Annotated in this window: 28 protein-coding genes and 1 tRNA gene; 11 read left to right on the top strand and 18 right to left on the bottom strand. The window is 70.5% G+C overall.

The window, feature by feature from the left end:
- Positions 1-15: 15 nt before the first annotated feature.
- The 7 genes from ACWC91_RS29435 to ACWC91_RS29405 form a co-directional block, all read right to left on the bottom strand.
- Positions 16-279 (bottom strand): hypothetical protein, encoded by a 264-nt coding sequence (locus tag ACWC91_RS29435; RefSeq protein ID WP_225077001.1) that lies wholly within the window; start codon positions 277-279, stop codon positions 16-18.
- Positions 276-2,345 (bottom strand): ABC transporter ATP-binding protein, encoded by a 2,070-nt coding sequence (locus ACWC91_RS29430; protein WP_450642623.1) that lies wholly within the window; start codon positions 2,343-2,345, stop codon positions 276-278. Before ACWC91_RS29430 ends, ACWC91_RS29435 begins: the two co-directional genes overlap by 4 nt.
- Positions 2,346-2,581: 236 nt before the next feature.
- Positions 2,582-2,998 (bottom strand): YeeE/YedE thiosulfate transporter family protein, encoded by a 417-nt coding sequence (locus ACWC91_RS29425; RefSeq protein ID WP_225077000.1) that lies wholly within the window; start codon positions 2,996-2,998, stop codon positions 2,582-2,584.
- Positions 2,998-3,711, bottom strand: a complete 714-nt coding sequence (locus ACWC91_RS29420; protein ID WP_450642622.1) for a YeeE/YedE family protein — start codon at positions 3,709-3,711, stop codon at positions 2,998-3,000. The genes ACWC91_RS29425 and ACWC91_RS29420 overlap by 1 nt, the downstream gene beginning before the upstream one ends.
- 1,171 nt (positions 3,712-4,882) lie before the next feature.
- Complete coding sequence (locus ACWC91_RS29415) at positions 4,883-5,791, bottom strand: hypothetical protein (RefSeq protein ID WP_225076998.1); 909 nt, start codon at positions 5,789-5,791, stop codon at positions 4,883-4,885.
- A 273-nt stretch (positions 5,792-6,064) separates the two neighbouring features.
- Positions 6,065-6,196, bottom strand: coding sequence for a DUF397 domain-containing protein (locus ACWC91_RS29410; protein WP_450642629.1), 132 nt, complete (start codon positions 6,194-6,196; stop codon positions 6,065-6,067).
- Positions 6,159-7,073: a helix-turn-helix domain-containing protein gene (locus ACWC91_RS29405; RefSeq protein ID WP_450642621.1), complete on the bottom strand. Its 915-nt coding sequence runs from the start codon at positions 7,071-7,073 to the stop codon at positions 6,159-6,161. The genes ACWC91_RS29410 and ACWC91_RS29405 overlap by 38 nt, the downstream gene beginning before the upstream one ends.
- A gap of 156 nt (positions 7,074-7,229) precedes the next feature.
- On the opposite strand from ACWC91_RS29405, the gene ACWC91_RS29400 reads away from it, so the two are divergent.
- Both ACWC91_RS29400 and ACWC91_RS29395 read left to right on the top strand, forming a co-directional pair.
- A complete protein-coding gene (locus ACWC91_RS29400) occupies positions 7,230-7,685 on the top strand; it encodes an ATP-binding protein (protein WP_376504592.1) in 456 nt (151 codons plus the stop codon).
- A 224-nt stretch (positions 7,686-7,909) separates the two neighbouring features.
- Positions 7,910-8,797, top strand: coding sequence for a prohibitin family protein (locus ACWC91_RS29395; protein WP_450642619.1), 888 nt, complete (start codon positions 7,910-7,912; stop codon positions 8,795-8,797).
- A gap of 216 nt (positions 8,798-9,013) precedes the next feature.
- Here the strand turns inward: ACWC91_RS29395 and ACWC91_RS29390 are convergent, their stop codons facing one another.
- The 4 genes from ACWC91_RS29390 to ACWC91_RS29375 all read right to left on the bottom strand — a co-directional run bounded on the left by ACWC91_RS29390 (position 9,014) and on the right by ACWC91_RS29375 (position 11,783).
- Positions 9,014-9,331 (bottom strand): hypothetical protein, encoded by a 318-nt coding sequence (locus ACWC91_RS29390; RefSeq protein WP_376504593.1) that lies wholly within the window; start codon positions 9,329-9,331, stop codon positions 9,014-9,016.
- Positions 9,332-9,783: 452 nt separating this feature from the next.
- Positions 9,784-9,857: transfer RNA gene (locus tag ACWC91_RS29385), tRNA-Pro, on the bottom strand.
- A gap of 33 nt (positions 9,858-9,890) precedes the next feature.
- Positions 9,891-10,727, bottom strand: a complete 837-nt coding sequence (locus ACWC91_RS29380) for a Pr6Pr family membrane protein (protein ID WP_376504596.1) — start codon at positions 10,725-10,727, stop codon at positions 9,891-9,893.
- 129 nt (positions 10,728-10,856) lie between these two features.
- On the bottom strand, positions 10,857-11,783 hold the full coding sequence (locus ACWC91_RS29375) for a metallophosphoesterase (RefSeq protein ID WP_450642617.1): 927 nt from the start codon (positions 11,781-11,783) through the stop codon (positions 10,857-10,859).
- Between the two features lie 150 nt (positions 11,784-11,933).
- Between ACWC91_RS29375 and ACWC91_RS29370 the strand changes: the two genes are divergently transcribed.
- The gene (locus tag ACWC91_RS29370) at positions 11,934-12,398 is read left to right on the top strand and encodes a GatB/YqeY domain-containing protein (RefSeq protein WP_225076971.1); all 465 of its coding nucleotides are present in this window, start codon (positions 11,934-11,936) and stop codon (positions 12,396-12,398) included.
- A 130-nt stretch (positions 12,399-12,528) separates the two neighbouring features.
- Here ACWC91_RS29370 and ACWC91_RS29365 read toward each other — a convergent pair whose 3' ends face one another.
- Positions 12,529-14,778: a transglycosylase domain-containing protein gene (locus ACWC91_RS29365; RefSeq protein ID WP_450644434.1), complete on the bottom strand. Its 2,250-nt coding sequence runs from the start codon at positions 14,776-14,778 to the stop codon at positions 12,529-12,531.
- 640 nt (positions 14,779-15,418) lie between these two features.
- Between ACWC91_RS29365 and ACWC91_RS29360 the strand changes: the two genes are divergently transcribed.
- Positions 15,419-15,757, top strand: coding sequence for a WhiB family transcriptional regulator (locus tag ACWC91_RS29360; protein ID WP_172632898.1), 339 nt, complete (start codon positions 15,419-15,421; stop codon positions 15,755-15,757).
- A gap of 154 nt (positions 15,758-15,911) precedes the next feature.
- Here the strand turns inward: ACWC91_RS29360 and ACWC91_RS29355 are convergent, their stop codons facing one another.
- Both ACWC91_RS29355 and ACWC91_RS29350 read right to left on the bottom strand, forming a co-directional pair.
- Positions 15,912-17,288 (bottom strand): ArsA family ATPase, encoded by a 1,377-nt coding sequence (locus ACWC91_RS29355; protein ID WP_376504600.1) that lies wholly within the window; start codon positions 17,286-17,288, stop codon positions 15,912-15,914.
- The gene (locus ACWC91_RS29350) at positions 17,285-18,262 is read right to left on the bottom strand and encodes an ArsA-related P-loop ATPase (RefSeq protein ID WP_376504602.1); all 978 of its coding nucleotides are present in this window, start codon (positions 18,260-18,262) and stop codon (positions 17,285-17,287) included. The genes ACWC91_RS29355 and ACWC91_RS29350 overlap by 4 nt, the downstream gene beginning before the upstream one ends.
- A 106-nt stretch (positions 18,263-18,368) precedes the next feature.
- Between ACWC91_RS29350 and ACWC91_RS29345 the strand changes: the two genes are divergently transcribed.
- The 4 genes from ACWC91_RS29345 (at position 18,369) to ACWC91_RS29330 (ending at position 20,803) form a co-directional block, all read left to right on the top strand.
- Entirely contained in the window at positions 18,369-18,527 is a 159-nt protein-coding gene (locus tag ACWC91_RS29345; protein ID WP_009189813.1) for a DUF4177 domain-containing protein, read from the top strand.
- On the top strand, positions 18,524-18,988 hold the full coding sequence (locus ACWC91_RS29340; protein WP_225076967.1) for a RidA family protein: 465 nt from the start codon (positions 18,524-18,526) through the stop codon (positions 18,986-18,988). Before ACWC91_RS29345 ends, ACWC91_RS29340 begins: the two co-directional genes overlap by 4 nt.
- A 71-nt stretch (positions 18,989-19,059) precedes the next feature.
- Positions 19,060-19,929: an NUDIX hydrolase gene (locus tag ACWC91_RS29335; protein WP_225076966.1), complete on the top strand. Its 870-nt coding sequence runs from the start codon at positions 19,060-19,062 to the stop codon at positions 19,927-19,929.
- Between the two features lie 43 nt (positions 19,930-19,972).
- On the top strand, positions 19,973-20,803 hold the full coding sequence (locus ACWC91_RS29330) for an MBL fold metallo-hydrolase (protein WP_376504605.1): 831 nt from the start codon (positions 19,973-19,975) through the stop codon (positions 20,801-20,803).
- An 83-nt stretch (positions 20,804-20,886) separates the two neighbouring features.
- Here ACWC91_RS29330 and ACWC91_RS29325 read toward each other — a convergent pair whose 3' ends face one another.
- Positions 20,887-21,561, bottom strand: a complete 675-nt coding sequence (locus ACWC91_RS29325) for a Crp/Fnr family transcriptional regulator (protein WP_100568471.1) — start codon at positions 21,559-21,561, stop codon at positions 20,887-20,889.
- Between the two features lie 308 nt (positions 21,562-21,869).
- Here ACWC91_RS29325 and nth point away from each other — a divergent pair, with 308 nt between their 5' ends.
- From nth to ACWC91_RS29310, 3 genes are all read left to right on the top strand, one after another.
- Positions 21,870-22,814 (top strand): endonuclease III, encoded by a 945-nt coding sequence (gene nth, locus ACWC91_RS29320; RefSeq protein WP_450644431.1) that lies wholly within the window; start codon positions 21,870-21,872, stop codon positions 22,812-22,814.
- A 70-nt stretch (positions 22,815-22,884) separates the two neighbouring features.
- A complete protein-coding gene (locus tag ACWC91_RS29315; protein WP_450726101.1) occupies positions 22,885-23,589 on the top strand; it encodes an NUDIX hydrolase in 705 nt (234 codons plus the stop codon).
- A gap of 99 nt (positions 23,590-23,688) precedes the next feature.
- Positions 23,689-24,888 (top strand): MarP family serine protease, encoded by a 1,200-nt coding sequence (locus ACWC91_RS29310; protein ID WP_225076962.1) that lies wholly within the window; start codon positions 23,689-23,691, stop codon positions 24,886-24,888.
- 21 nt (positions 24,889-24,909) lie between these two features.
- Here ACWC91_RS29310 and ACWC91_RS29305 read toward each other — a convergent pair whose 3' ends face one another.
- From ACWC91_RS29305 to ACWC91_RS29295, 3 genes are all read right to left on the bottom strand, one after another.
- Positions 24,910-25,089: a hypothetical protein gene (locus ACWC91_RS29305; RefSeq protein ID WP_225076961.1), complete on the bottom strand. Its 180-nt coding sequence runs from the start codon at positions 25,087-25,089 to the stop codon at positions 24,910-24,912.
- 127 nt (positions 25,090-25,216) lie between these two features.
- Positions 25,217-26,167: an alpha/beta fold hydrolase gene (locus tag ACWC91_RS29300; RefSeq protein ID WP_225076960.1), complete on the bottom strand. Its 951-nt coding sequence runs from the start codon at positions 26,165-26,167 to the stop codon at positions 25,217-25,219.
- A complete protein-coding gene (locus ACWC91_RS29295; RefSeq protein WP_225076959.1) occupies positions 26,164-26,658 on the bottom strand; it encodes a phage holin family protein in 495 nt (164 codons plus the stop codon). The genes ACWC91_RS29300 and ACWC91_RS29295 overlap by 4 nt, the downstream gene beginning before the upstream one ends.
- Between the last annotated feature and the right edge of the window lie 46 nt (positions 26,659-26,704).

Below are 26,704 nucleotides of genomic sequence, written 5' to 3'. Positions count from 1 at the left end.
CCGCCGGATCCAGGCTCAGGCAGCCGTCGACAGCCTCGGCGAGCGCGCGCGGCAGGCGCCGGCGCGCCGCGGCCGGCGGGCGGCATCCTCCATCTGCGGACACCGGAGGTCGGGGCGCGGCACCTCGATGACGCACCGGCAGGCCCGTTCCTCGCTCCAGGAGCCGTACGGGTCGAGCCGGCCCGTGCGGGCCACGTGCCCGAGGATCCGGTGGCCGGGGACCGGGCGGGTGCCCGCGGGCAGCGGCGGCTCCACGGCCGTCCGCGTGACGGCGGTCATGACAGGACCGTGCCCTGTGACGGGGGCCCGGCGGACGAGGCCATGCTGTGCAATTTGTGCAGCCGGGCGTACGTGCCGCCGCGCACGAACAGCTCGTCGTGGGTCCCGGACTCGGCGACCTGGCCGTGATCGAGCACCACGATCCGGGTGGCGTCGCGGACCGTGAGCAGGTTGTGGGAGATGACGACGGTCGTCCGGCCGGCCATGAGCCGGCGCAGCGGGTCCATGATCCGGCGGCTCGACTGCATGTCCAGGCCGGTGGTGGGCTCGTCCAGGAGCAGTACCGGCGCGTCCCTGATCATCGCGCGGGCGATGGCCAGCCGCTGGCGCTGCCCGCCGGACAGTGCCTGGCCGCGCTGGCCGACCACGGTGTCGTAACCCTCCGGGAGCAGCCGGATGAACTCGTCGGCGTCCGCGGCGCGGGCCGCCTCCACGATCTCGGCGTCGGTCGCGTCGGGCCGGCCGTAGGCGATGTTCTCCCGCACCGTGCCGTGCAGGACGAGCGTCTCCTGGAGCACCACCGCGACGTTGTCGCGCACGTCGGACACGACCAGTTCCCGCAGATCGGTGCCGTCGAGGCGGACAGCGCCCTGGTCGGGGTCGTAGAACCGCAGTTGCAACTTGGCCACCGTGGACTTCCCGGCCCCGCTCACGCCCACCAGGGCCAGGGTCTCGCCGGGGTGGACGTGGAACGACACGTCGGACAGCGCCCAGCGGGACGTGTCCGGATAGCGGAAGGACACGCCGTCGAACTCGACCTCGCCGCGCGCCCGGCCGATCCGCCGGGCATCCGCGGCCTCCCGGACCTCGGACCGCTGGTCGAACAGCTCCGCAATGCGCTCGGCGGAGGCGGAGGCGGAGTAGAAGGTGGCGCCGAGATGGGACAGGTCACGGACCGGGCTGTAGAGCTTGCCGATCAGCGCCAGGAAGACCAGCAGCCCGCCCAGCGTGAGGTGCCCCTGCGCGAGCTGCCAGGTGCCGAGCGCCATGACGGCGACGCCGCCGCACACCTCGATGAGCTCCACGAGCGGCTCGTAGACCGCCCCGATCCGCGTCGAGGCCATCGCGGCGTGGAAACGGCCCAGGTTCTCCCGTTCGAAGCGGCGCTGCTCCCAGTCCTGCCGGTTGTACGCCTGCACCAGGGTCATGTTGCCCAGCGACTCCTCGGCGACCGCGCTGAGCGTGCCGCTGCGGCGCCTGCGCTCGCGCGACGCCTGCTTGATCAGCCGGGAGAAGTGGACGGCGGCGCCCAGGAACAGCGGCACGATGACGATCGCGATGAGCGTGAGGTCCCAGCTCAGGTAGAAGAGCAGGCCGAGGAAGATGCCCAGCCGGACCACGTCGTAGAGCACGTCCACCACACCCGAGAGCAGGAACGTTTCGACGGCGTCCACGTCCCCCGTGATCCGCGACAGCACGTCCCCCAGCCGCCGCCGTTCGAAGAACCTGAGCGACAGCCCCTGGAGGTGCCGGAAGACGTCGGAGCGCAGGGCGAGCAGGAAGCGTTCACTGACGTACGCGGAGGTCACTTCGTCGGCGAAGCCCAGGATGCCGCCGACGACGATGAGTCCGACGTACGTCGGCGCGATCCAGACGAAGGGGTGGAGGTCCCGCGGGACGAGTACCTCGTCCACCATGACCTTGAAGAGCCACAGTTCGGCCGCGTCGATGACGGGCCCCGTCAGACTGAGCAGGACGAGCGGCAGGAGCCAGCGTCGGCGCCCGCTGGTGTAGGGCCAGAAGCGCCGGAAGATCTCGCGCGGCCGCAGCGGCGGGGCGGCAGCCACCACGTCGTCGGCGTCCGTGCCCACGGACAGCAGACGCCTCAGGACATGCCGACGGAGCGGACCGGCTCCTTCGGGCACCGGTCCGCTCCGCTCCGTGTCGCTGTTAGTAGCGCCCACCGCGTCCGTAGCCTCCGCCACGTCCGCCACGTCCGTAGCCGCCACCGCGTCCGTAGCCGCCGCCACGTCCGTAGCCGCCGCCGCGTCCGCCGCGTCCGCCGCGTCCGCCGCGTCCGCCGCGTCCGCCGCGTCCGCCGCGTCCGCCGCCACCGCCGCGTTCACCGTAGTCCCGGTTCAGCGTGGGGAAGAGTGCGTTGAAGATCGCCATAATTCCTCCTGCTGGAACTTGTCTCTCAGTGGTTACGTCCAGGAGCGGGAATTGGATGGCGATTTAGGTCAAAACGCAGCAAACATCCTCGCGTCCGCCGGAGACCGCGCGAGGTCCCGCCGTTCCCAGTGACGGCGGGACCTCGCGGTGCGCGGTGCGGCAGGACATGAGCACAGGCCGGTCGGCCTGGTCACAGCCCGCAGGAGCCGCGGTCCAGGTGGAAGAACCGGGCGTTGGCCCAGCGGCACAGCCAGATGCCGACGGCGACGCCGGCGATGGTCACCAGGGCGGGCAGATAGCCGCCGGCGACCTGGGTGATCGGGATCGCCGGGCATCCGCCGGAGATCGCCCACCCCGTGCCGAACAGCACCGCGCCGGGGACCACACCGGCGTGGATGCGCCCGGGGGTCCGGCGCACCCGCAGCAGGGCGAACGCGAGCACGATGATCACGACGGCGCCCGCGAAGGACAGGAACATCCGCAGGTCCTGGAAGGTGAACATGCGGTTCAGCTCGGCGTAGTCGCCGAAGCCGATGTTGGAGACGGTGAAGCCGAGGGCCAGCCCGGTGATGATGTTGGCCAGCAGAATCGCGCCCCGGGTACGCATCAGATCACCTTCCACAGGAGGAACGACACCCCGACGGCGGTGCCGAAGAACACGGCGGTCGCGACGATGCTGACCGGCCGCAGCCGGCCGCAGCCGTTCAGTCCGTGGCCGGAGCTGCACCCGCCGGCCAGCCGGGTGCCGAAGCCGACCAGCACGCCGCCCAGGAACAACAGGACGACCATGGTGATCGGATCGGCGGTGACCAGGTCCCGGAAGCCCGGACCCATGTCGTAGCGGAGCTCGAACCGCCCGGACGCGAGCGAGGCGATCAGCCCGCCCAGGAAGATCGACACCAGCAGGGCGGCCTGGGTGACCAGGGGGGCGGGGCGCTGACTCGTGACGGAGGAACCCTCTGTCGCCGCGGGTTCGACGTCCGGCACCGGCGGCTGCGGCACCGGCGGCGCGTACGGGTCCGCGTACGGGTCCGCGTGCGAGATCTGAGGGCTCGCGTACGGGGGCTGGGGCTCCGCGTACGAGGTCGGTGCTCCGGGCAGGGTTCCGAAGTGCTCAGCGGTGGCCGCGGCGAGCGCTTCGGCGAGTGCCTGATCGTCGGCGAACTCGTCGTCCATCTGCTCGAGACGGCGTTCGCTGCGCCAGTGCAGCACACGGTCCCAGGCCGACGACACCCCGAAGGAACGATCGGTGGTGAGGGTGTAGTTGACGGTGACCAGAGCGAGCCCGACCGCGCCCGCCCACCAGGGCCAGTAGTTCATGCCGGACCTCTCATCCAGTCTGCGATCCGACCCAGCAAACCGCGCTTCGCGCCGGACGACCGCGCCGTGTGCCGAGCGGCGCGGTGCGAGGAGTGGGGAGTCGGTGTGTGAGGTGACGGTTGGTGAGACGGGACCGGTGCCGGGTGCGGTGCCGGGGGCGGCGCCGCTCCGAACCAGGCCGTGCTCCCCGGTTGTTCGGGACCAGGTGACGCCGGCTCAGGCGGTCCGGCGGGTACCGGACGGGACCACGCGTCGGGCTGCGGCTGCGGAGCCTGCCGGGGTGCCTGCGTGGGGTTGGTCGCGCTGGACCGGTTCGCCCCGGACGTGCCTTCGAGGTGCCGCGCGATCGCTCCGTTGGGCAGCAGGCTGATCGGCACGCGCTCGCCGGTGAGCGACAACTGGTAGCGGGCACAGTCGTGCCACTGGTCCGCACTGTCGCAGTAGTAGTCGCGCCAACCCTGCAAGCTCGCCCTGAGCAGGGGGAAAAGCGGGCATCCCACGGCGTGCGAGCAACCCACGTTGCTCCCTCCTGACCGGCGCGGACCGCCCGTTCACAAGGGGGCGGTCGCCGTTTCCTGGTTCTTGTCCTTGCCGCGCCCGCGCGACGATCTCAATACGTCGGGGGAATATCGGCACAGGGCCGTATTGTGACTGCCAGTCACCGCGCTCAGCCGTGATGGAACCACTTTCCCGGTGCCCCGGGCAACCCGACCGAGTTTTCCGGTCGAACCGCTTGACATTGCTCAGTGAGCTGCGCCACGTGAAAGATCTGTTCGCCTACCCGTGATGTCCGGATATTTGCCGGCCGACAGCGGGGTCTTTGATCGCGATTAGGTCTCATGATCCCGTCCAGTACGGGCCTGAGCCGGTCGTTTGTGGAGAGGGTGCGAATGTTCGACCGGGTTGTGGTGAGAGCGTGAATATTGCAGATCAGCCCGCCGTGCGGCAACGCGGAGATCATCACCGCTTACCGAATGCGTACCCCTTCCGAACCCTTCACCTGAATCCGGCCGAAGCCCCGGACGGGAGAATTCGACACCCGCGGCACTTTCCTGACCACCGAATTCTCCCGCTCCACCAGTGCCCCATGGACACCAATTCCCTCCCGCGTCACTTGACGAACACCTGCCACTCCCGCAGGCCCGCCACCGCCGCTCATGACCGCCCGGTTTCAGCCGGCCGCGCGGAGGCGGTTCGCGGGTCGGCAGCCCCGGCAGCGTCCGGGCTCCGGTGCGCGGAACGCCCGCTCGCAGCCGTCACAGGTCTGGAAGGGCAGGACGGCCGGGAGACGCTCCGCGGGCGGCGTGAGCGGGGGCGGGGCGGGCAGAGGGGTCTGCCGCAGGCGGAAGGCGAGGATGCCTGCGGGACGAGTGAGGAAACGGTCGGGCAGTCGTGTGGTCAGCAGTTCGATGATCTGGCGCGCCCCGACGCCCGCTGCGAGCCACTGGGCGACGGCCGGTGCCAGGCGGGCGGCTTCCTGCTCGGACAGGACCAGGCGCGGATCGGCCCGGCGCAGTGCGGTGAGTACGGCGACTGCCTGCGGGTCGGCGTCGGCGAGCCGGGGCTGGTCCTGTGGCTTCGCCCTGGCCGGTGCGGGTGCGGGGGGCGCCGTGGTTTCCGTGGCCGCGGAAGCGGGCGCGGCTTCGGCCGCCGTCGTGGGGGGCTGCGGCCGGGGGTGACGGGGCTTCGGCGGCTGGGGCGGCTGACCGTCCGGGTCGCCGTCCGGACCGCCGCACGGAACGTCGTAGAAGTACGTCCGCGTACGGACGTGACCACCGGGTCCGCGCTCGCGGCGGCGCTCCAGGTAGCCGAGCCGCTCAAGCTCCCGCAAGGCCCGCGAGATCAGGATCTCGCCCTCGGTGAAGTGCTCGCACAGGGCGGCGATGGTCACGGGTGAGCCGTCGGGCAGGGAGAGGATGTAGACCGCCACGCCGATCGTGACCGCGCTCCCGCGTTGCTGCACGAGGGCGTTGGAGATCACGGTGAAGTCGGCCGTGAGCCGGGTGCGGACGTGGATCACACCGGAGGTCGGAGTACCGGCGTCGGCGCGCAGGCGCGCGTTAGACTGCGGGTCAGCCATCGGGAAGGCGTTCACTTCCTGATCGGTCAGGCCCTCGATCGGGATTGCCGTCCCGGCCGGGGGCCGTCGTCTGTGTGCGGTTGTTGCGGCGAACGTAACCGTCCGTATCCCGCCCTCGCAAGCTGGTCACCCGGACGGGTGACGTGGGCCGGGAGGGTGGGTGGGCGGGTAGTTCTTTCCCTGGTTCTTCAAGGAGGTCAGCGGCCCACCGGACCCTCGCGGACAAGGATCCGGCGGACCCGGAAGACGGCCACTGACCAGGGCCCGGTCGGCTCAGACGCGGTGACGGCCGGCCTTCAACTGGCCTATGAAGGCGGCCCAGGAGCCGGCCGCGAAGGTCAGAGCGGCACCGTGCGGGACCTTGCTGTCACGGACGGGCACGACGCCGGGGAACCCGTCCGCCACCTCCACGCAGTTGCCGCCCTCCTGATTGCTGTAGCTGCTCTTGCGCCACGCGGCGCCGTTCAGATCGGGACGGGACCTTCGCTCCACGGTGGTTGCCCTCCATCACGGATCGGATCATGCCGAGCGACATGAGCGGGGGCAGAGCTGCTGCCCGTAGCCGATCGTAGGTCAGCGCAAAACTCCTGACCTCGGCCGAATCCTCGATGAGCTGGCCGTAGTGCGCGCCTTCGGTGTAGGCGACTTCGGACTCGTCCGGCATGGTCAGTACCGTCAGTGAGCCACCCATCGCATCGTGCTCACCTTGGTCGAACGGCAATACCTGCACGGTGACATGGGATTCCGATGCGACCTCAAGCAGCCGCTCCAACTGCTCGCGCATGACGGCCTGGCCACCGACGGGACGCCTCAGTACCGCTTCGTCGAGGATGACCCACAACTCGGGCCGACCGGGAGCGCTGAGGCGTTCCTGCCGTTCCAGGCGGGCGGTGATCCGCTCTTCCAACTGTTCCTGATTGTTCAGCGTCCGGCCGACGCTCAGCACCGCTCGCGCGTACGCCTCGGTCTGCAACAAGCCGGGCACCACGTGGGCCGCGTACTCCTTGATGGACACCGCCCGCTCCGAGTGCGTCATGAACGCCCGGGACCAGTCCGGAAACGCCTCCCGATACACGTACGGCCACAGCTCGACCAACAGGTTGTCCGCCCCGAGCGCGGCGTCGAGCGCGCGGGCCAGCCCCAGCGTCGGTTTCGCCCCGGACGGGCGCTCGATCTGCGTGATCCGGGAGCTCACCACATGCGTTCTGGCGCCGAGTTCGGCCTGGGTCAGTCCGGCCGCCGTACGGAGTCTGCGTACCCGTGAACCGAACAGCGCAGCCATGGACGTACTGGGGTCAATTCCGTTGGCCAAGGCGTTACTTCCGTTCCTTACGAGTCGAAAGGTAAGGCTGCGCCACCTTTCGAGCGTAGGGCCGCCGGACGACTCTTGGGCACGGAACGTAATGACTCGTGCACTTGGCGGGAAGGCGGACAGGCCGTGCTGACAGGAACGACCACACCGGGAGAGGGCGTAGCGCCCGACTATCACCACTTCACGGCGCAGTTCGCCTCCACGCCCCGGGGCGCGCGGCTGGCCCGGCGGCTTGCCGGGCAGCGCATGGAGGAGTGGGGGTACCCGCCGGCGTCGGACGCGTCGTGCACGGTCGCGCTCGTCGTCGGCGAACTCGCGGCGAACGCCGTACGACACGGCCGGGTCCCCGGCCACGGCTTCGCCCTGAGTCTCGCCCTCGGCACGAAGACCGACGTGATCCGCGTCGAAGTGGCGGACGCCGCCTCGGCCAAACGCCCACCGGCGACCGCCCCTTCGGCCCACCCCGACGGAGAGTCGGGGCGCGGTCTGCTCCTGGTGGACGCCCTGGCCATGCGCTGGGGCTGGACACCGAGGGACCCCGTGGGCAAGACGGTCTGGGCCGAGGTGTCGTGCAGTTGCTAGCTTCGGCCACGGATCACCGACATCAGCAAGCTTCGGCCCCGACTGGCTCGGTCGCAAGCCGCCCACCCTGCATCCGCCGGCAGGCGGGCCTTTCCCGCGTTGGCGGGGGCAGGCGACGACCGCTTGCGAACGCCCGCTGATCTTCCTGCACTTCGGATGCCATATCCTCCATTGGCGAGCGGTGCCGGGGGGTACCGCTCGAGGTCTCTCAGGGGGGAGTCACCGTGCTCGTACTGTCATGCCTGCTTGTTCTCGCCGCCGTGGTGATGTACTTCGTCGCCCGTGCCCAAGACTCGCTCCGGCTTCGGCTGGGTGCCGGCGCCGCACTGCTCGGCAGCGTGCTCTGCGGCATCGCCAGCACTGTGTACGTCGTCAGCGCCTACGAGGTCGGCGTGCCGGTGACGTTCGGCAGAGTGGGTGCGCCGATGACGTCCGGGATGCATCTGAAGGGGCCGTTCACCGATGTCACGCCCTTCTCGACTCGTCCGGTCGACCTCAACCTCTCCGACAAGGACGTCGTCGAGGTGCGGTCCTCCCAGGGGGGTGTGATGTACGCGGAGGTGACCGTGAAGTGGGCGGTCATACCGGACAAGGCGGGGGAGCTGTACCGGCTGGCGGGGAGCGAGGACGCCATTCAGCAGCGACTGGTCTTCCCGGACAGCCGCGAGATCGTCCGGAACGTCTTCGCCCGCTACACCAGCGAGCAGGGGTACGCCTCGGCCCGAGAAAAGATCAATGCGGAGATCGACAAGTTGATCAAGGAGCGGCTCGCGCCCCGCGGTATCGACATCACCGCCGTGAACCTGCGCAACGTCAGGCCTTCGGACGCCCTCCAGAAGCAGATCGACCGCAAGATCCAGCAGAAGGAGGCCACCGAGCGGGCCGCTGAGGCAACCCGCACGGCGGAGGAGGAGGCCAAGCGCCGCAAGATCGAGGCCGAGGGCATCGCCCGCGCCAACAGGATCCTCAACGACTCCCTGACCGACAAGGTTCTGACGAACCAGTGCATCGACGCGTACCGGGAAGCGGCCAAGGAGAACCCGGTCTACGCCGTGCCCTGCGGCTCGGGCAACGGCACCCCGGTCATCGTGGACGGCAGCGGCCGGAACTGATTTCTCTCGCGGGCCGAGCCGGCACAGCGTGCTCGGCCCGCACGAGCACGCCAGGTGAACCCTGTTCCCGGGCCCAGCCGCACCTCCGTGGCAGTCCGTCACGAAGCGTGCAACCCGGCCGACGTCGAGGTGCGGGCCTTCGCCGCGTCCGCTGAACGCGGAGTCCCAGCTCAAACGATGAGTGTGGTCCCCGCCGCGACGGGAACGGCACGCGCATCACCAGAGGGACGGGAGAATCATCAACGCGACCAGGAGGACGGGCGAGATCAGCATCATCGCCACATGCGTGAGCAGAGACCGCGTCATACCCAACAGGGCGAAGAGCACCAGCCCGACCGCCAGCCACCCGGCGTACAGTACGCAGGCAGAGTGCCAGGCGGCCGTTTCCTCTTCACGGGTAGTCGGCTCAGCGCCGACTACTCCAACAGCCATCAGGAGCAGCACGCCGCACATCAGCAGATCGCAGCCCCCGACAGCCACGGAGACCGCTCTGTCCGCTGGCCGTGCCTGCGCCCACAGGCGTATCGCGCTCATGAGCCCGGGAGCTCATCCGCTCTCGTAGCGGCCCCCTCGGTACGGCCAGCCGCCCGCCCGCCACTCGATTATGGTGCGGCTGCGGTGCGCGCATTCGTCGTCCACGCTCCGGCGCCTCCTACCGCTTCTGCGCCCTGTAGCGCTTCATCAGCGCAGTGATCCGGGCCTGGTCCGCCTGACCGTTGAGCTCGGCAAGGAGATCGTCAGGGCACAACTCGTAGAGATCGCCCCACCATCGACGTCCTCGGTTGTCCCAGATCCGGTAGCCACCTGGCACGCCCCTCGCAACGTAGCGTCTCCTGCCCACCGTCCCCCTGTTCCCGGTGCAGCTCGTGCCGTCCTCCGACCGTGTCATCCCCCGACGCGTGACCATACGCACGCTGCGGCCGTCCACTGCTGTACAAACGCCCAGAGGCCCATTCACGATCACGTGAATGGGCCTCTGACCTGTGTCGGGGTGGCGGGATTTGAACCCACGACCTCTTCGTCCCGAACGAAGCGCGCTGCCAAGCTGCGCCACACCCCGATGTCGCTGCTTGTCGCGGCGACGACGTTTACTTTAGCCCACTGGTGGCCAGAGGCGAAATCCGGTTTTGGCGCGGCGGCGGATCGGGTTCGGGCGGGTGTGGTCGACGGCTACGAGGAGGAGGGCCAGGGCGTAGGAGGCGAGGCCCAGGAGGAGGGCGTTGGCGAGGACGTGCTTGTAGCCGTGCTGGGAGACGTCCAGGAAGGGGTGGAGATAGCGGTCGGGGGAGTCGGCGGGGAGCAGTTCGCCGCGGGTGAGGGAGAACGCCAGGTAGGCCAGCGGGTAGAGCAGCCACGGTGCGGCCTGGCGCAGGTGGAGGTGGTCGGGCGCGGTGAGCAGGAGCCAGTCCAGGAGGGCGGCGATGGGGGCGGCCGTCAGCAGGATCACGGTGGCGGCCTTCTGCCAGAGCGGGTGGGTGCCGGGCTCGCCCGTGATCGAGAACGCCGGCGATGTGCGGGCCAGGAGCGCGTGGTGCACGAGCGCCGTGATCAGGGCGTAGAGCACGGTCGCTCCGGTCAGCGAGGCCGGCAGGGGCTGGCGGGCCGTCCGGGCCCTGCGGGCCGAGAGGAAGAGGACCAGGGCCAGGAGGATGTTGCTCTGGATCGCGAACACGCTCAGGACGCGGGCCGGGGAGCCGAGGTGCAGTTCCACGGCCACCGCGGCCATGATCGCCGCGGCCGTGAGGAGACGGTAGGTCGCCGCCCCGAGGCGGCGGGCGGGCGGCACGACGGCGGTCGGGGGGACGAAGGAGGGGGGCATCAGCTTGACGATGCCCGGGATCGCGGGAAGCTCCGGTATGTCCCGAGGCATGAAAGGCGTCGGAGGAGGTATCTCCGGCACCTCGGGTATTTCGGGGGTCTCGGCGGCCATGCCCTCACGGTAGGGAGGGTGGACATAGGGGGCGATTCGGGTAGTCCGAATGGGTTACGGATCGCCGTGCGGTGAGAAGCCGTCGCTGGCCGCCGCCCGCCGTCGCCCCGGGCCCGTACCGCTACCGCGTCACTCCCGCCCCACCAGCGTCAGCAGCGTCGCCTCCGGCGGGCAGGCGAAGCGGACCGGGGTGTAGCGGTTGGTGCCGCAGCCGGCGGAGACGTGCAGGTAGGACGTGCGGCCCTCGGAGGTGTGGGTGGACAGGCCCTTCACCCGGTCGGTGTCCAGGTCGCAGTTGGTGACCAGGGCGCCGTAGAAGGGGATGCAGAGCTGGCCGCCGTGGGTGTGGCCGGCCAGGACCAGGGGGTAGTCGTCGGCCGTGAAGGCGTCCAGGACGCGCAGGTACGGGGCGTGCACCACGCCCATCGAGAAGTCCGCCGCGGTGGACGGGCCGCCCGCCACCCTGGCGTAGCGGTCCCGCTTGATGTGCGGGTCGTCCAGGCCCGTCAGCTCCACCGAGAGGCCCTCGAGCTTCAGGGTGCCGCGCGTGTTCGTTAGGTTGAGCCAGCCGGCCGCGTCGAAGCCGTCCCGCAGGTCCTCCCACGGGTTGTGGATCACCCCGACGGCGGGTGCGTTGCCGTTCAGGCCGTGCCGGCCGCTGGTCTTCTCCAGCAGGTAGCGGGCGGGGTTGCGCAGCTTGGGACCGTAGTAGTCGTTGGAGCCGAAGACGTACGCCCCCGGGAACTCCATCAGCGGGCCGAGGGCGTCGAGGACCTCCGGCACGCCTTCCGGGTCGGACAGGTTGTCGCCCGTGTTGATCACGAAGTCGGGGCGCAGCCCGGCGAGCGAGCGCAGCCAGCGCTGCTTCTTGCGCTGGCCGCCGACCATGTGGATGTCGGAGACCTGAAGGACGCGCAGGGGGCGCATGCCGGAGGGCAGGGCCGGGACCGTCACCCGCCTCAGGCGGAAGGAGCGGGCTTCGAACCCCGCCGAGTAGAGGAGACCGGCGGCCGCGACCGCCGTGATGCCCAGGGGTACTCCGTATCGCGCGCGCATGTGTCCATCGTCTCAGGCCCATGCCGTGCGGCGGAAATCGCCCGTGGGCCGCCACGGCGCCAACGCGCGGGCCCCGTCCGGGGGTCGGCGTACCGCCTGGCTCCGTAATCGGCGCGCGGGAGCCTTGCCGTACCTGCGACAATCAAACTCATGACCACGCTCAAGTCGAAGCTGCACGATGACCTCAACGCCGCGATCAAGGAGCGTGACGAGCTCCGCTCCTCGACGCTCCGGCTGACGCTCGCCGCGATCACCAAGGAGGAGGTCGCGGGCAAGGAGAAGCGTGAGCTCTCCGACGACGAGGTCCTCAAGGTGATCACCAAGGAGGCCAAGAAGCGCCGGGAGGCGGCCGAGGCCTTCGCGCAGGGTGGTCGCCCCGAGTCGGCCGAGCGGGAGAAGGCGGAGGGCGAGCTGCTCGCCGCGTACCTGCCCAAGCAGATGTCCGACGAGGAGCTGGACCGGATCGTCGCCCAGGCCGTGGAGGAGGCGAAGACCGCCGGCGCGGAGGGGCCGCGGGCCATGGGCGCGGTCATGAAGATCGTGAACCCCAAGGTCGCGGGCCAGGCCGAGGGCGGCCGTGTCGCCGCCGCGGTCAAGAAGCTGCTGGCCGGCTGACCCGGCCGGTCCTCGGGGACGGACCCGGGTACGTACGACGAAGGGGCGCCGGCCATCAGCCGGCGCCCCTTCGCTGTGTCCGAGGCGGAGGACGGCGCTCCCGCCGCCCTCCCGTCAGGCCACCTGCCCGTCAGCCGTGGCCTCCTCCGTTGCCGTTGCCTCGCGGTCCGCCGTTCTGGCCCTGGAAGAAGCCCTCCGGGAGGGTGATGGACGGGTTCGGGAAGGGGCCACGGCCGTTGTTCCCCCCGTTGTCGCCGCCGTTCCCGTGCTCGTCTCCCCGGTCCCTGCCCTTGTGCTTGTCCTGCTCCTTCACGGGGTCCGGGATGTTCACGAGGTTGAAGGACGGGGCGTCCTTGCCCGCCAGCGCACCCGACATCATGTCGCGCCAGATCGGGCCGGGGACCTGGCCACCGAAGACCTTCGCATAGGTGGTGCCGCCGATGGTGATGTCGACCATGCGCCGCTGGTGCGCCGGGTCGCCGACCCAGACCGCGCCCGCCATGTTCGGCGTGTAGCCGACGAACCAGGCCGCGAAGCGGAAGTCCGTCGTACCGGTCTTGCCCGCGCTGGCCCGGTCGCCGAGGCCGGCCTGTGTGCCCGTACCGTCCTCGACCACACCCTTCAGGAGCGTGTTGATCGTGTCGGCGGTGGTCTCCGACATCGCCCGAGAGCAGGTCGACTTCGGGACGGCCAGGGACTTCTTCTGGTTGCCGGTGGTCTGAGTGATCGACTCGATGGCGATCGGGGTGCAGTACGTGCCGCGGGAGGCGAACGTGGCGTACCCGCTCGCCATGGTCAGCGGCGACACCTCCTGGGTGCCGAGCGCGATCGACGGGTTCTGCTCGATCGGCGTGCCGTCCGCGCGTTGCACGCCCATCTTGTTGGCCATGTTCTTCACCGGGCAGATGCCGATGTCGCTGATCAGCTGCACGTAGTAGGTGTTGACCGACTTGGCGGTCGCCTCCTTCATGCCGTACGGGCCGACCTCCGACTCGTTCTCGTTGGTGAGATCGTAGCCCTTCGTGTTCACCCAGTTCTTGCCGTCGCAGGCGGCGACCGGGCTCGGGTACGGCATCTTGTAAGGGGAGGAGTACTCCTGAGTCGCGGGCTTGCCGCCCTCGATGGCCGCCGCGGCCACGATCGGCTTGAACGTGGAACCGGGCTGGTAGCCCGCGCCACCGCCCATGGCCTTGTCCACCGAGAGGTTGATCTGGGTCTCGTTCTTGCCGAAGCCGTACGGACGGGACTGGCCCATGGCGAGGATCTTGCCGGTGCCGGGCTCGACGATGGTTGCGGCCGTGGCCACGGCGTCGCTTGCGTTGACGTGGTCGTGGACGGACTTCTCCAGGGAATCCTGCGCCTGGGGGTCGAGCGTCGTGCGGATCGTCAGACCACCGCGGTTCCAGATCTTCGCCCGGTCCGTCCGGGTCTTACCGAACACCGGGTCGTTCATGAACACTTCGCGCACGTAGTCGCAGAAGAAGCCCGCGCCCCTGACCGCCGTGATGCAGCCGTTGCGCGGCTGGGTGACCTTCAGGCCCAGCGGCTCCTTCTTGGCCTTGTCGGCCTCCGCCTGCGAGATGTCGCCGACACTGGCCATGCGCTGCAGGACGACGTTGCGCCGCTTGGTGGCCTCGGCCTCGTCGTTGACCGGGTCGTAGCGGCTCGGGGACTGGACGATGCCGGCGAGGAGTGCCGCCTCGGGCAGGGTCAGGTCCTTGGCGTGCTTGGAGAAGTAGCGCTGGGATGCGGCCTCGACGCCGTAGGCCTGCTGGCCGAAGAACGTGATGTTCAGGTAGTTCTCGAGGATCTTCTTCTTGCCCAGGTCCTGCTCGACCTGGATCGCGAACTTCAGTTCCTTGATCTTGCGGCCGATGGTCTGCTGCGTGGCCTCCGCGACCTTCGTCGGGTCGTCGCCGGCCTCCTCGACGAAGACGTTCTTCACGTACTGCTGAGTGAGTGTGGAGGCGCCCTCGGAGACCCCGCCGCTCTGCGCGTTCTTGTTGAGCGCGCGCAGTACGCCCTTCAGGTCGATCGCGCCGTGCTCGTAGAAGCGCGAGTCCTCGATCGCGACGAGCGCCTTCTGCATGTACGGCGAGATGTCCTTCAGCTGGACCACCGTACGGTCGCGGGAGTAGACCTGGGCGATCTGCTCGCCCTTGTTGTCCAGGATCGTGGTCCGCTGACTGAGCGGCGGACGCTTGAGATTGGCCGGGATGTCGTCGAACCCCGTGGCCGACCCCTTGGCGGCCAGGCCCAGCGCACCGGCCGCGGGCAGTGCGATGCCCGCCATCACGGCTCCCGCGAGCACACTGACACCGAGGAACTTGGCGGCCTGCTGCGTTGGCGACAGACCACCGCCCGAGCGCTTCTTTGGCATGGGGGCAGCCTAATCCGTAGTGATGTGCGATCCGACGGAGCGGGGCTCCTCGGAATGTTCGAATGCAGGATCGTGACATCCGGGGGCGTTCGTGCAGGCGACACCGCAACGCACAGGGTGACCTCCCGGACGCGGCACGCCGCCCCGGCTGTCGAACATGGGCCCCTGGTGCGGCGTGAGGCACGGCAACGTGAGGGGTCTACGTTCTCATTCGCCGGACACGCGTATATGCCTTGGCCTAAGCTGCTCTCGACTGTCACAGCGGTGCGGCCACGCATCCATACGTCCGGCGGCTCCGAAACGTTCCGACTCCGTTCGACTTTTCTGGTCGGGTGGTCCGGATGGTGTCGGGGCGCGCGGTCGAGGCGTGTGGGATACCTGCCCGAATTCACCCTGTGTGTCATCCGGTGTCCGTTGCCGCGCACCGTAACTGCCCTACTGTGCCGGGAATGTCGCGCATGTCGCCAGCTCACTCCCCCGGGTGATCTGCCGCTTACCCATAGTCCGATCGGGCCATTCAAGATTGGGCCCGCTGGGGGTGTTGCGCCGTGCCCACCTTCCGTAACGTCCTCAACTGGCGGCGGTGAATATGCCGCTGCCGCCGTGGGGGAGCCTCGATTCGGGAGAGGACGGCGCCGGTATGGGCTGGGTTACCGACTGGAGTGCGCAGGCGGCCTGTCGCACTACCGATCCGGATGAACTGTTCGTTCAGGGAGCAGCGCAGAACAGGGCCAAGGCGGTGTGCACCGGATGCCCGGTTCGCACCGAATGTCTCGCCGACGCGCTCGACAACCGCGTCGAGTTCGGCGTCTGGGGGGGAATGACGGAGCGTGAGCGCCGCGCACTGCTGCGCCGGCGGCCGACCGTGACCTCCTGGCGCCGGCTGCTGGAGACCGCGCGCATGGAGTACGAGCGGGGCGCGGGACTGGTGTCCCTCGCCGACGACCAGGTGTACGAGGACTACGCGGCGGTCGGCTGAGCGGCGGGGCTGAGGCGTCGTCCTTCCTGGGCGGGCCGCGGTCGTCCGTGTGTTCGTGAGTCCGCTTGTTCGTAAGTCCGTGTGTTCGTGAGTCCGTGTGCCCGCGGTTGTCCCGCCGCGGGAAGGGACCGCGGAAGCCCCCGGCGGGCGCGCGTCAGGCGCCCGGCTCGGGCAGCTCGTGGCGGTGTTCCGCGAGCCGGTTTCCGATGTCCCGCAGCCCCACGAGGTCGTGCACATCCCCGGGCAGCGCGGCCACTTCGGCCACCGCCACCTCGGGATGCAGAGCGGTGAAGCGGTCACGCGTGCGCTGCTCACGGGAGAGCAGCTGCATGCGCTCGGCATGCAGCCTCAGCAGGCCCGCGGTGACCTGGTCGACGGACGGCTCCGGTTCGAAGTCGTCGCCGGCGGGCGCCTCGGAGTCCGCGGGAGGCGCACCGGAATCGGGATGAGCAGCGAGAGAGTCTGAACTGCCGTACGTTGCGGGAGAGTTACGAAGTCCAGCTTTCCCGTCCGGCTGATCCACAATGCGGGACTCCTCAAGATTTTCCGCGGCGGCGAGCGCCCGCTCGGCCGACAGTTCACCGGCGCCGCTGCCGTGCACCCGGTTGAGCACCAGACCGGCCAGCGGCATCTTCTCCGCGGCCAGCCGCTCCACGAAGTACGCGGCCTCGCGCAGCGCGTCCCGCTCCGGGGCCGCGACCACCAGGAACGCGGTTCCCGGCGCCTGGAGCAGCTTGTACGTCGCGTCCGCGCGGGTACGGAAGCCGCCGAAGGTCGTGTCCATCGCGGCCACGAACGTCTGGACGTCCTTGAGCAGTTGACCGCCCAGCAGCTTGCCGAGCGTGCCGGTCATCATCGACATCCCGACGTTCAGGAACTTCATCCCCGCGCGCCCGCCCAGCTTCGCCGGGGCCGTCAGCAGCCGGATCAGGCGGCCGTCGAGGAAGGAGCCGAGCCGCTTGGGCGCGTCCAGGAAGTCGAGGGCCGAGCGGGACGGCGGGGTGTCGACGACGATGAGGTCCCACTCGTCCCGGGCCCGCAGCTGGCCCAGCTTCTCCATCGCCATGTACTCCTGCGTGCCCGCGAAGCCGGCGGAGAGCGACTGGTAGAAGGGGTTGGCCAGGATCGCGGCCGCCCGCTCGGGGTCCGCGTGCGCCTCGACGACCTCGTCGAAGGTGCGCTTCATGTCGAGCATCATGGCGTGCAGCTCGCCCTCGCCCTCGGTGCCCTTCACCCGGCGCGGGACGTTGTCCAGGGAGTCGATGCCCATGGACTGGGCGAGCCGGCGGGCCGGGTCGATGGTCAGGACGACCACCTTGCGGCCGCGCTCGGCGGCGCGCAGGCCGAGAGCCGCCGCGGTGGTGGTCTTGCCGACCCCGCCCGAGCCGCAGCACACCACGATCCGCGTCGTCGGGTCGTCGAGCAACGGGTCGACCTCGAGCGCGCGCGTGGGCGCCAGGTGACGGACACCGTCGTGCGCGGGGGCGGAGGAGCGCGAGGTCTCCCGCGCGGGTGCCGGGTCCGGGCTCATGACATCCCCTGCTTCCGCAGCTCGGTCGCCAGTTCGTACAGGCCCGCCAGGTCCATGCCCTCGGCGAGCAGCGGCAGTTCGTGCAGGGGCAGACCCAGCTCGCTCAGCACGGACCGCTGCTCCTCCTCCAGCGTGTAACGCTCGGCGTACTCCTCGGCCTGTTCCAGCAGCGGACCCACCAGCCGCTCGGCGTTCTGGCCGCGCCGCGCCCCGCCGAGCCCGGCGGAGGACAGCGACCGGGCGAGCGCGGTGCGCGAAGCGGTCCGTACGAGTTCCAGGTCGCCCGCGTCCAGCACCTGCGGGCGCTCCATGTTCACGATGATGCGCCCCACCGGCAGCCGGGCGGTGCGCAGTTCGGCGATGCCGTCGACGGTCTCCTGGACCGGCATCTCCTCCAGCAGCGTCACCAGGTGCACGGCGGTCTCGGGCGACTTCAGCACCCGCATCACCGCCTGGGCCTGATTGTGTATCGGGCCGATCTTCGCCAGGCCCGCCACCTCGTCGTTGACGTTGAGGAAGCGGGTGATGCGCCCGGTGGGCGGTGCGTCCATGATGACGTAGTCGTAGATGAACTGTCCGCCGCGATCCTTGCGCCGCACCGCCTCGCACGCCTTGCCGGTCAGCAGGACGTCTCTGAGTCCGGGCGCGATGGTGGTGGCGAAGTCGATGGCGCCGAGCTTCTTCAGGGCCCGGCCGGCACCGCCCAGTTTGTAGAACATCTGGAGGTAGTCCAGCAGGGCCAGTTCGGGGTCGATGGCCAGCGCGTACACCTCCCCGCCCCCGGGAGCGACGGCGATCTTCCGTTCCTCGTAGGGCAGCGCTTCCGTCTCGAAGAGCTGTGCGATGCCCTGCCGGCCCTCGACCTCGACGAGGAGCGTCCGCTTCCCCGCCGTGGCCAGGGCCAGCGCGAGAGCGGCGGCGACCGTCGTCTTTCCGGTCCCGCCCTTGCCGCTGACGACCTGGAGCCTGCTCACGTATTCGAGACTAACCAGTCCGCGCTCGGGTCACGCGGGAGGCTGTGGACAACCGGCGTCGTGGTCGGCCCGTGGCCCGCCGGCGGCAGCGGATACAGTCGGCCACATGACCAAGTGGGAATACGCAACCGTGCCGCTGCTCGTCCATGCCACGAAGCAGATTCTGGACACCTGGGGCGAGGACGGCTGGGAGCTCGTCCAGGTCGTGCCCGGACCGAACCCCGAGCAGCTGGTGGCCTACCTGAAGCGGGAGAAGCAGGCATGAGCGCGGTCGAGGCGAGGCTGGCGGAGCTGGGTCTGAGGCTGCCGGAGGTCGTGCCGCCGCTGGCCGCCTACCAGCCCGCGGTGCGGTCCGGCGTGTACGTCTACACCGCCGGCCAGCTGCCGATGGTGGACGGCAAGCTCCCGGTCACCGGCAAGGTGGGCCTGGAGGTCACGCCGGAGGAGGCCAAGGAGCTCGCGCGCACCTGTGCGCTGAACGCCCTGGCGGCCGTCAAGTCCGTCGCGGGCGACCTGGACCGTGTCGCGCGCGTGGTGAAGGTCGTGGGCTTCGTCGCCTCGGCGGCGGACTTCACCGGGCAGCCGGGCGTCGTCAACGGCGCCAGCGAGCTGCTGGCCGAGGTCCTCGGCGACAAGGGCGTGCACGCGCGCAGCGCGGTCGGCGTGGCGGTGCTGCCGCTGGACGCGCCCGTGGAGGTGGAGATCCAGGTCGAGCTGGAGCCGTAGTCCGGGCCCGGAACCGGCTCTGACCTCGGCCACCTCTCGAACATTCGCTCACCACGGGATAGCCTCCGCCCATGGCGAATGGGCAGTGGTTTCCCCCGGAATGGCCGGACCGTATCCGCGCGCTCGCGGACGGCAGCCTCACACCGGTCACGCCGAAGCGCGCGGCCACCGTCATGCTCCTGAAGGAGACCGGTTCCGGCCCCGCGGTGCACATGCTGCGCAGACGCGCCTCCATGGCCTTCGCCGGAGGCGCGTACGCGTACCCGGGCGGCGGCGTCGATCCCCGTGACGACGACCACCACGTCCGCTGGGCGGGGCCCACGCGCGCGTGGTGGGCCGACCGGCTCGGCGTCGACGAGAAGGCGGCCCAGGCGATCGTCTGCGCGGCCGTCCGCGAGACGTACGAGGAGGCCGGCGTCCTGCTCGCCGGACCCGGCGCGGACAGTGTCGTCGGCGACACCACGGGCGCCGACTGGGAGGCCGACCGCGCCGCCCTGGTCGCCCGTGAGCTGTCGTTCGCGGAGTTCCTGGACCGCCGGGGCCTGGTCCTGCGCTCGGACCTGCTGGGGGCCTGGACCCGCTGGATCACCCCCGAGTTCGAGTCCCGCCGCTACGACACCTGGTTCTTCGTGGCCGCGCTGCCCGAGGGCCAGCGCACCCGGAACGCCTCCACGGAGGCCGACCGCACGGTGTGGATCGCGCCCGCGGAGGCGGCGGCCGCGTACGACCGGGGCGAGCTGCTGATGATGCCGCCCACCATCGCCACCCTGCGCCAGCTGGCGCCCTGCGGCAGCCCCGCCGAGGCGCTCACCGCCGCACGGTCCCGCGATCTGACCCCCGTGCTCGCGCGGGCGCGCCTGGTGGACGACGAGGTGGTCCTGACCTGGCCGGGGCACGACGAGTTCACCAAGCACATCCCGAGCGGCACGGCCCGCGCGTGAGCCGCCGCTCCCGCCCGGCCGACGTCGAGGAAGGCCCTCTCGCATGACGGACGCAGCAGCGCTCCCCGGTCAGCCCCGGGGCGGTGTACTGGCCGGCCCCGCCACCGCGCGGGCCGTCAACGTCCTCGCGCCCAACGCGTCCCCCATGACCCTGGACGGCACCAACACCTGGATCGTCTCGGAGCCCGACTCCGACCTGGCCGTGGTGGTCGACCCCGGGCCGCTGGACGCGGGTCACCTGGCCCGGGTGGTCGCCACCGCCGAGGAGGCGGGCAAGCGGATCGCGCTGACCCTGCTGACGCACGGCCACCCCGACCACGCCGAGGGCGCCGCCCGCTTCGCCGAGCTGACCCGCACGCGCGTGCGTGCGCTCGATCCGGCCCTGCGGCTGGGCGACGAGGGCCTGGGCGCGGGTGACGTGATCAAGGTGGGCGGGCTGGAGCTGAGGGTCGTACCGACCCCCGGGCACACCGCCGACTCCCTCTGCTTCCACCTGCCGGCCGACCGCGCCGTGCTCACCGGCGACACGATCCTGGGCCGGGGCACGACCGTCGTCGCGCATCCCGACGGCCGTCTGGGCGACTACCTGGACTCGCTGCGGCGGCTCAGGTCCCTCACGGTCGACGACGGCGTCCACACGGTCCTGCCCGGCCACGGACCGGTCCTGGAGGACGCCCAGGGCGCCGTCGAGTTCTACCTCGCCCACCGGGCCCACCGGCTCGCCCAGGTCGAGACGGCCGTCGAGTCCGGCCACCGGACCCCGTCCCAGGTCGTCGCGCACGTGTACGCCGACGTGGACCGCTCCCTGTGGCCCGCGGCCGAGCTCTCGGTGCGCGCCCAGCTGGAGTACCTCCGGGAGCACGGCCTCATCTGACGGCCGACGACGAGCCCCGTCCCGCCGCCGACGACGAGGGCCCCGTCCCGGCCGGGAACGGGGCCCACAGGACCGCGGACGGGTCAGCGCGAGCGCTTCGCCAGGCGCTCCACGTCCAGCAGGATCACCGCGCGGGCCTCCAGGCGGAGCCAGCCGCGCTGGGCGAAGTCGGCCAGGGCCTTGTTCACGGTCTCGCGGGAGGCGCCGACCAGCTGGGCCAGCTCCTCCTGGGTGAGGTCGTGCACCACGTGGATGCCCTCCTCGGACTGCACGCCGAAGCGGCGGGAGAGGTCCAGCAGCGCACGGGCGACACGGCCCGGGACGTCGGAGAAGACCAGGTCCGACATCTGGTCGTTGGTCTTGCGCAGGCGCCGGGCCACGGCGCGCAGCAGGGCGCCGGCCACCTCGGGCCGCACGTTCAGCCAGGGCTGGAGGTCGCCGTGGCCGAGCGCCAGCATCTTGACCTCGGTCAGCGCGGTCGCGGTCGCGGTGCGCGGGCCCGGGTCGAACAGCGACAGCTCGCCGATGAGCTCGCCGGGGCCCACGACGGCCAGCATGTTCTCGCGGCCGTCCGGGGACGTGCGGTGCAGCTTGACCTTGCCCTCGGTGACCACGTAGAGCCGGTCGCCCGGGTCGCCCTCGTGGAACAACGAGTCGCCTCGTGCGAGTGTCACCTCCGTCATGGAGGCGCGGAGCTCCGCGGCCTGCTCGTCGTCGAGCGCCGCGAAGAGCGGATTGCGCCGCAGAACGTCGTCCACGAGTTCTCTCCTTGTCGACCTGCTCAGAGGATCTTGCTCCCCCGTGTGCCAGGGGTCCGTGTTCCCCATTTTGCCGGACGGTCCAAACAGTGTGATCTGTCACAAGGATGCCGCACAGGTGTGCCCGTTTACGCGGCAGGGGGCCAATCGGGGTCCGATCTCCGGGGTCCGGAGCGGATGTCGGTGCTGGGCTTTAGGCTGGCCGGGTGTCCAAATCGCCGGTGAGAGCGCAGGCCGAGGGGGCTGGGCGGGTGGTTGTACGTGAGGATTCCGCTGTGGGCGAACAAGGGCCCGACGATGGAACGAACATGGCAAAAACGGCGAAAAAGGCACCCGTGAAGAAGGCAGCGCCTCAGAAGAAGACGGCCCCCGCCAAGAAGGCCGTGGCCCCGAAGAAGGTGACGGTCGCGCCGAAGAAGGCCGGCGCCGCCGTCAAGAAGGTCGCGCCGGCGAAGACGCTCGCCCCGAAACCGCCGAAGAACGAGTCGCGCACGGCCCTGGTCCGCCGGGCCCGCCGTATCAACCGCGAGCTCGCCGAGGTGTACCCCTACGCCCACCCCGAGCTGGACTTCGAGAACCCCTTCCAGCTCCTGGTCGCCACGGTCCTGTCGGCCCAGACGACGGACCTGAGGGTCAACCAGACCACGCCCGCGCTGTTCGCCAGGTACCCCACCCCCGAGGACCTCGCCGCGGCGAACCCCGAGGAGGTCGAGGAGATCCTGCGGCCCACCGGCTTCTTCCGGGCCAAGACCAAGTCGGTGATAGGCCTGTCCAAGGCGCTGGCGGAGGAGTTCGGAGGCGAGGTCCCCGGGCGGCTGGAGGATCTCGTCAAGCTCCCCGGCGTCGGCCGCAAGACCGCCTTCGTGGTCCTCGGCAACGCCTTCGGACGGCCCGGACTGACCGTGGACACGCACTTCCAGCGGCTGGTTCGGCGCTGGCAGTGGACCGAGGAGACCGACCCCGACAAGATCGAGGCCGCCGTCGCCGCGCTCTTCCCCAAGAGCGACTGGACGATGCTCTCGCACCACGTGATCTTCCACGGCCGCCGTATCTGCCACGCCCGCAAGCCCGCGTGCGGTGCCTGCCCGATCGCCCCGCTCTGCCCGGCCTACGGCGAGGGCGAGACGGACCCGGAGAAGGCGGGGAAGCTGCTGAAGTACGAGAAGGGCGGCTTCCCGGGCCAGCGCCTCAAGCCGCCGAAGTCCTACCTGGACGCGGGCGGTAAGCCGGCACCGCCGCTGGGGGCCGGATGACACCGGCGGAACGATCTCGGTGCCATCGGGCGTTGGACACGGCAGGACGGCGAGGGGAACGGGGGTGGCGATGACGCGGGCGAGTGAGGCGAGCGGGACGCAGGGCGGCTCGGTGGCGCTCAGCACGGAGGGGCTGCCCGGCTGGCTCGGGCCGGTCGTGCGCGTGGCCGAGACGGTCCGGCCAATCCAGCTGAGCCGCTTCCTGCCGCCGGAGGACGGCGCGGGGCGCCAGTCCGCCGTCCTGATCCTCTTCGGCGAGGCCGAGCGCGGACCCGAGCTGCTGCTCATGGAGCGGGCCGGGTCCCTGCGCTCGCACGCCGGCCAGCCGGCGTTCCCCGGCGGGGCGCTCGACCCCGAGGACGGCGACCCGCAGGGCGAGGGCCCGCTGCGGGCCGCGCTGCGCGAGGCCGAGGAGGAGACCGGGCTCGAGCCGGGCGGCGTCCAGCTGTTCGGCGCGCTGCCCCGGCTGTACATCCCGGTCAGCGGCTTCGTCGTCACACCCGTACTCGGCTGGTGGCGCGAGCCCAGCCCGGTCGGTGTCGTCGACCCGGCGGAGACCGCACGCGTGTTCACCGTGCCCGTGGCGGATCTCACGAACCCCGACAACCGGGCCACGACCGTCCACCCCAGCGGCCACCAGGGTCCGGCATTCCTGGTCGAATCGGCCCTCGTGTGGGGCTTCACCGCCGGGATCATCGACCGCCTGCTCCACTACGCGGGCTGGGAGCGGCCCTGGGACCGCGGCAAGCAGGTCCCGCTCGACTGGCGGTCGTGACAGGGTGGGCACCGCGTCGGTGCTGCCGGGGGGCGGAACTCCAGGAGGACACAGGCCGACCTGGGGTGATCGGAACATGATGAGGCGAGGCTCGACGCGGTGAACGTGCTGGACATTTTGCTGCTGATCGCCGCCGCGTGGTTCGCGGTCGTGGGCTACCGCCAGGGATTCGTCGTCGGCATCCTGTCGGTGATCGGCTTCCTCGGCGGCGGACTCCTCGCCGTGTACACGCTCCCGGTCATCTGGGACGCGATGACGGACAACACACCGGTCAGCACCACCGCGGCCGTCGTCGCGGTCATCGTCGTGATCGTCTGCGCCTCGGTCGGCCAGGCCCTGACCACCCACCTCGGCAGCAAGCTGCGCGTCTACATCACCTGGTCCCCGGCCCGCGCCCTGGACGCGACCGGCGGCGCCCTGGTCAACGTCGCCGCCATGCTGCTGGTCGCCTGGCTGATCGGCTCGGCCCTCGGCGGCACGACGATACCGACGCTGGGCAAGGAGGTGCGCAACTCCCGGGTGCTGCTCGGGGTCTCCGAGGTGCTGCCCGCCCAGGCCGACACCTGGTTCGCGGACTTCACCTCCGTCCTCGCGCAGAACGGCTTCCCTCAGGTCTTCAGCCCGTTCGCCAACGAGCCCATCACCGACGTACAGCCCCCGGATCCGGCGCTGGCGAACAGCGCCGTGGCCCTGCGCGCCAAGCAGTCCGTCGTCAAGGTCATGGGCACCGCGCGCAGTTGCGGCAAGGTGCTGGAGGGCAGCGGCTTCGTCTTCGGGAACCGCCGCGTCATGACCAACGCGCACGTCGTGGGCGGGGTCGACGAACCCACCGTCCAGATAGGCGGCGAGGGAAGGAAGTACGACGCCAAGGTCGTCCTGTACGACTGGCACCGCGACATCGCCGTGCTGGACGTGCCGGACCTGAAGGCGCCGGTCCTGAAGTTCACCGGCACGGACGCGCGCAGCGGCGACGGCGCGATCGTCGCCGGCTTCCCGGAGAACGGGTCGTACGACGTCCGTGCCGCGCGTGTACGCGGGCGCATCACGGCCAGCGGCCCGGACATCTACCACCGCGGCACCGTGCGCCGTGACGTCTACTCGCTGTACACGACCGTGCGTCAGGGCAACTCCGGCGGGCCGCTGCTCACGACCGACGGCAGGGTGTACGGCGTGGTGTTCGCCAAGTCCCTCGACGACGCCGACACCGGCTACGCGCTCACGGTCGACGAGATCCAGCAGGACATCGCACAGGGTCGTACCGCGAACCAGCAGGTGGGCAGCGACAACTGTGCGTTGTAGGGCGCGCCCGCCGGTGCCGGGTCAGCCGCGGCTGTGACGCAGGCGTACTGAGACCCAGCGCGCTCGGCGGCGCAGGATGCGGGGAATGCCCACCCGTGGGTCCGTGTCCGTCAGCTGCGGAGTTCCGCGCTGATGGGAGTTGGGACCGCTCACCGAACGGCGGGTGCGTGCTACGTCGTTGTAGTCGTGCGTCCAGCCCATACCGGGACGTCTGCCCCCGCCCCAAGGTCGATAACCGCCCGCGGACTCCCCAATTGGCCTATGCGCCGGGCAATTGGCAGTTCGCAGGACAGCTGTTCACGTTCGGATACCGGGCGCATCGGCCGGGTCACCGATCCGGCTCGGGGTCTTTCAGCCAGTTGACCAGCTCCGTCGAGAACGCCACCGGGTCCTCTTCATGCGGGAAGTGGCCGAGGCCGTCGAAGAGGCGCCAGCGGTAGGGGGCTTCGACGTACTCGCCCGAGCCGGCCGCGCTGCGGGTGCGCTGGACGGGGTCGAGGGAGCCGTGCAGATGCAGCGTCGGCACGCGCACGGGCCGCTTCATCCGCCGGTAGAACTGGATGCCGTCGGGCCGGGCCAGGGAGCGCACCAGCCAGCGGTACGGCTCGACGGAGCAGTGCGCCGTCGAGGGGATGCACATGGCGCGGCGGTACGTCTCCACCGCCTCGTCGTCCGGCAGCCGCGGCCCCGACCAGTCCCGTACGAGCCGGGCCACCAGGGCGCCGTTGTCGGCGGTGAGCTGCCGCTCGGGGATCCAGGGCCGCTGGAACCCCCAGATGTACGAACTCGCCGCCGTCTGCCGGACGTCCCCGAGCATCGCCGAACGCCAGCGCCTGGGGTGCGGCATCGAGGCGACCGCGAGCCGCCGTACCAGCTTGGGGCGCATCGCGGCCGCCGTCCACGCCAGGTAGCCGCCGAGGTCGTGGCCGACCAGCGCGGCGTCCGGCTCGCCGAGCGAGCGGACCACGCCGGTGATGTCGAGGGCGAGGTTGGCCGGGTCGTAACCGCGGGGCGTACGGTCGCTGCCGCCCACACCGCGCAGGTCCATCGCGACGGCCCGGAAGCCCGCGTCGGCGAGGGCGACCAGCTGGTGCCGCCACGTCCACCAGAACTGCGGGAAGCCGTGCAGCAGCAGGACCAGCGGTCCGTCGCCGAGCTCGGCGATGTGGAAACGGGCGCCGTTGGCCGCGACGTCCCGGTGCGTCACCTTCCTGCCGCCGGGCAGGTCGATCCGGACGACCGGGGTCGATTGCGTCGAAGGGGTGGCGGGCTCCGTCATGAGGTCGAGCGTGCCACAGCCTCGATGGCCGCGGGGGAGCGGTCCTCCAGGGCGGCGGGCTCCGGGCGCGGGTGCGGCTTGGCCTTCTGGAGGACCCCGGCCGTCGCCTTCATGGACGCGGCGACCTTCTGCGGGCCCTGGCTCTTCTTCGCCTTCTTCGCGAGGAGCACACCGATCAGCGCCAGTACGCCGGCGATCAGGAAATTGGCTGCGAAGGACAGCAGGAAGCAGAGGGCGAGGTTCCAGTTGCTCCAGGTGCGAATGCCGTACGCCAGCGCGAAGTTGAGCATCGGCAGGGAGAACAGCAGCAGCGCACCGGCCAGGCTGAACACGCCGCCGCTGGTCGCGCCGCGCCTGAAGTCCCGCTTCAGCTGGGCCTTGGCCAGTGCGATCTCGTCGTGCACCAGCGCCGACATCTCGGTGGTCGCCGAGGCGAACAGCTGGCCGATGCTGCGTTCGGTGCCGACCGGGCTGCCGTCGGGTGCGCTCATCGCGGTCTTCCTCTCCTGCCTGACTTCGGACTGCGTTCCGTTCGGC

The organism is Streptomyces sp. NPDC001204 (genome assembly GCF_053598035.1).
This window is presented reverse-complemented; position numbering and strand designations above follow the sequence as displayed.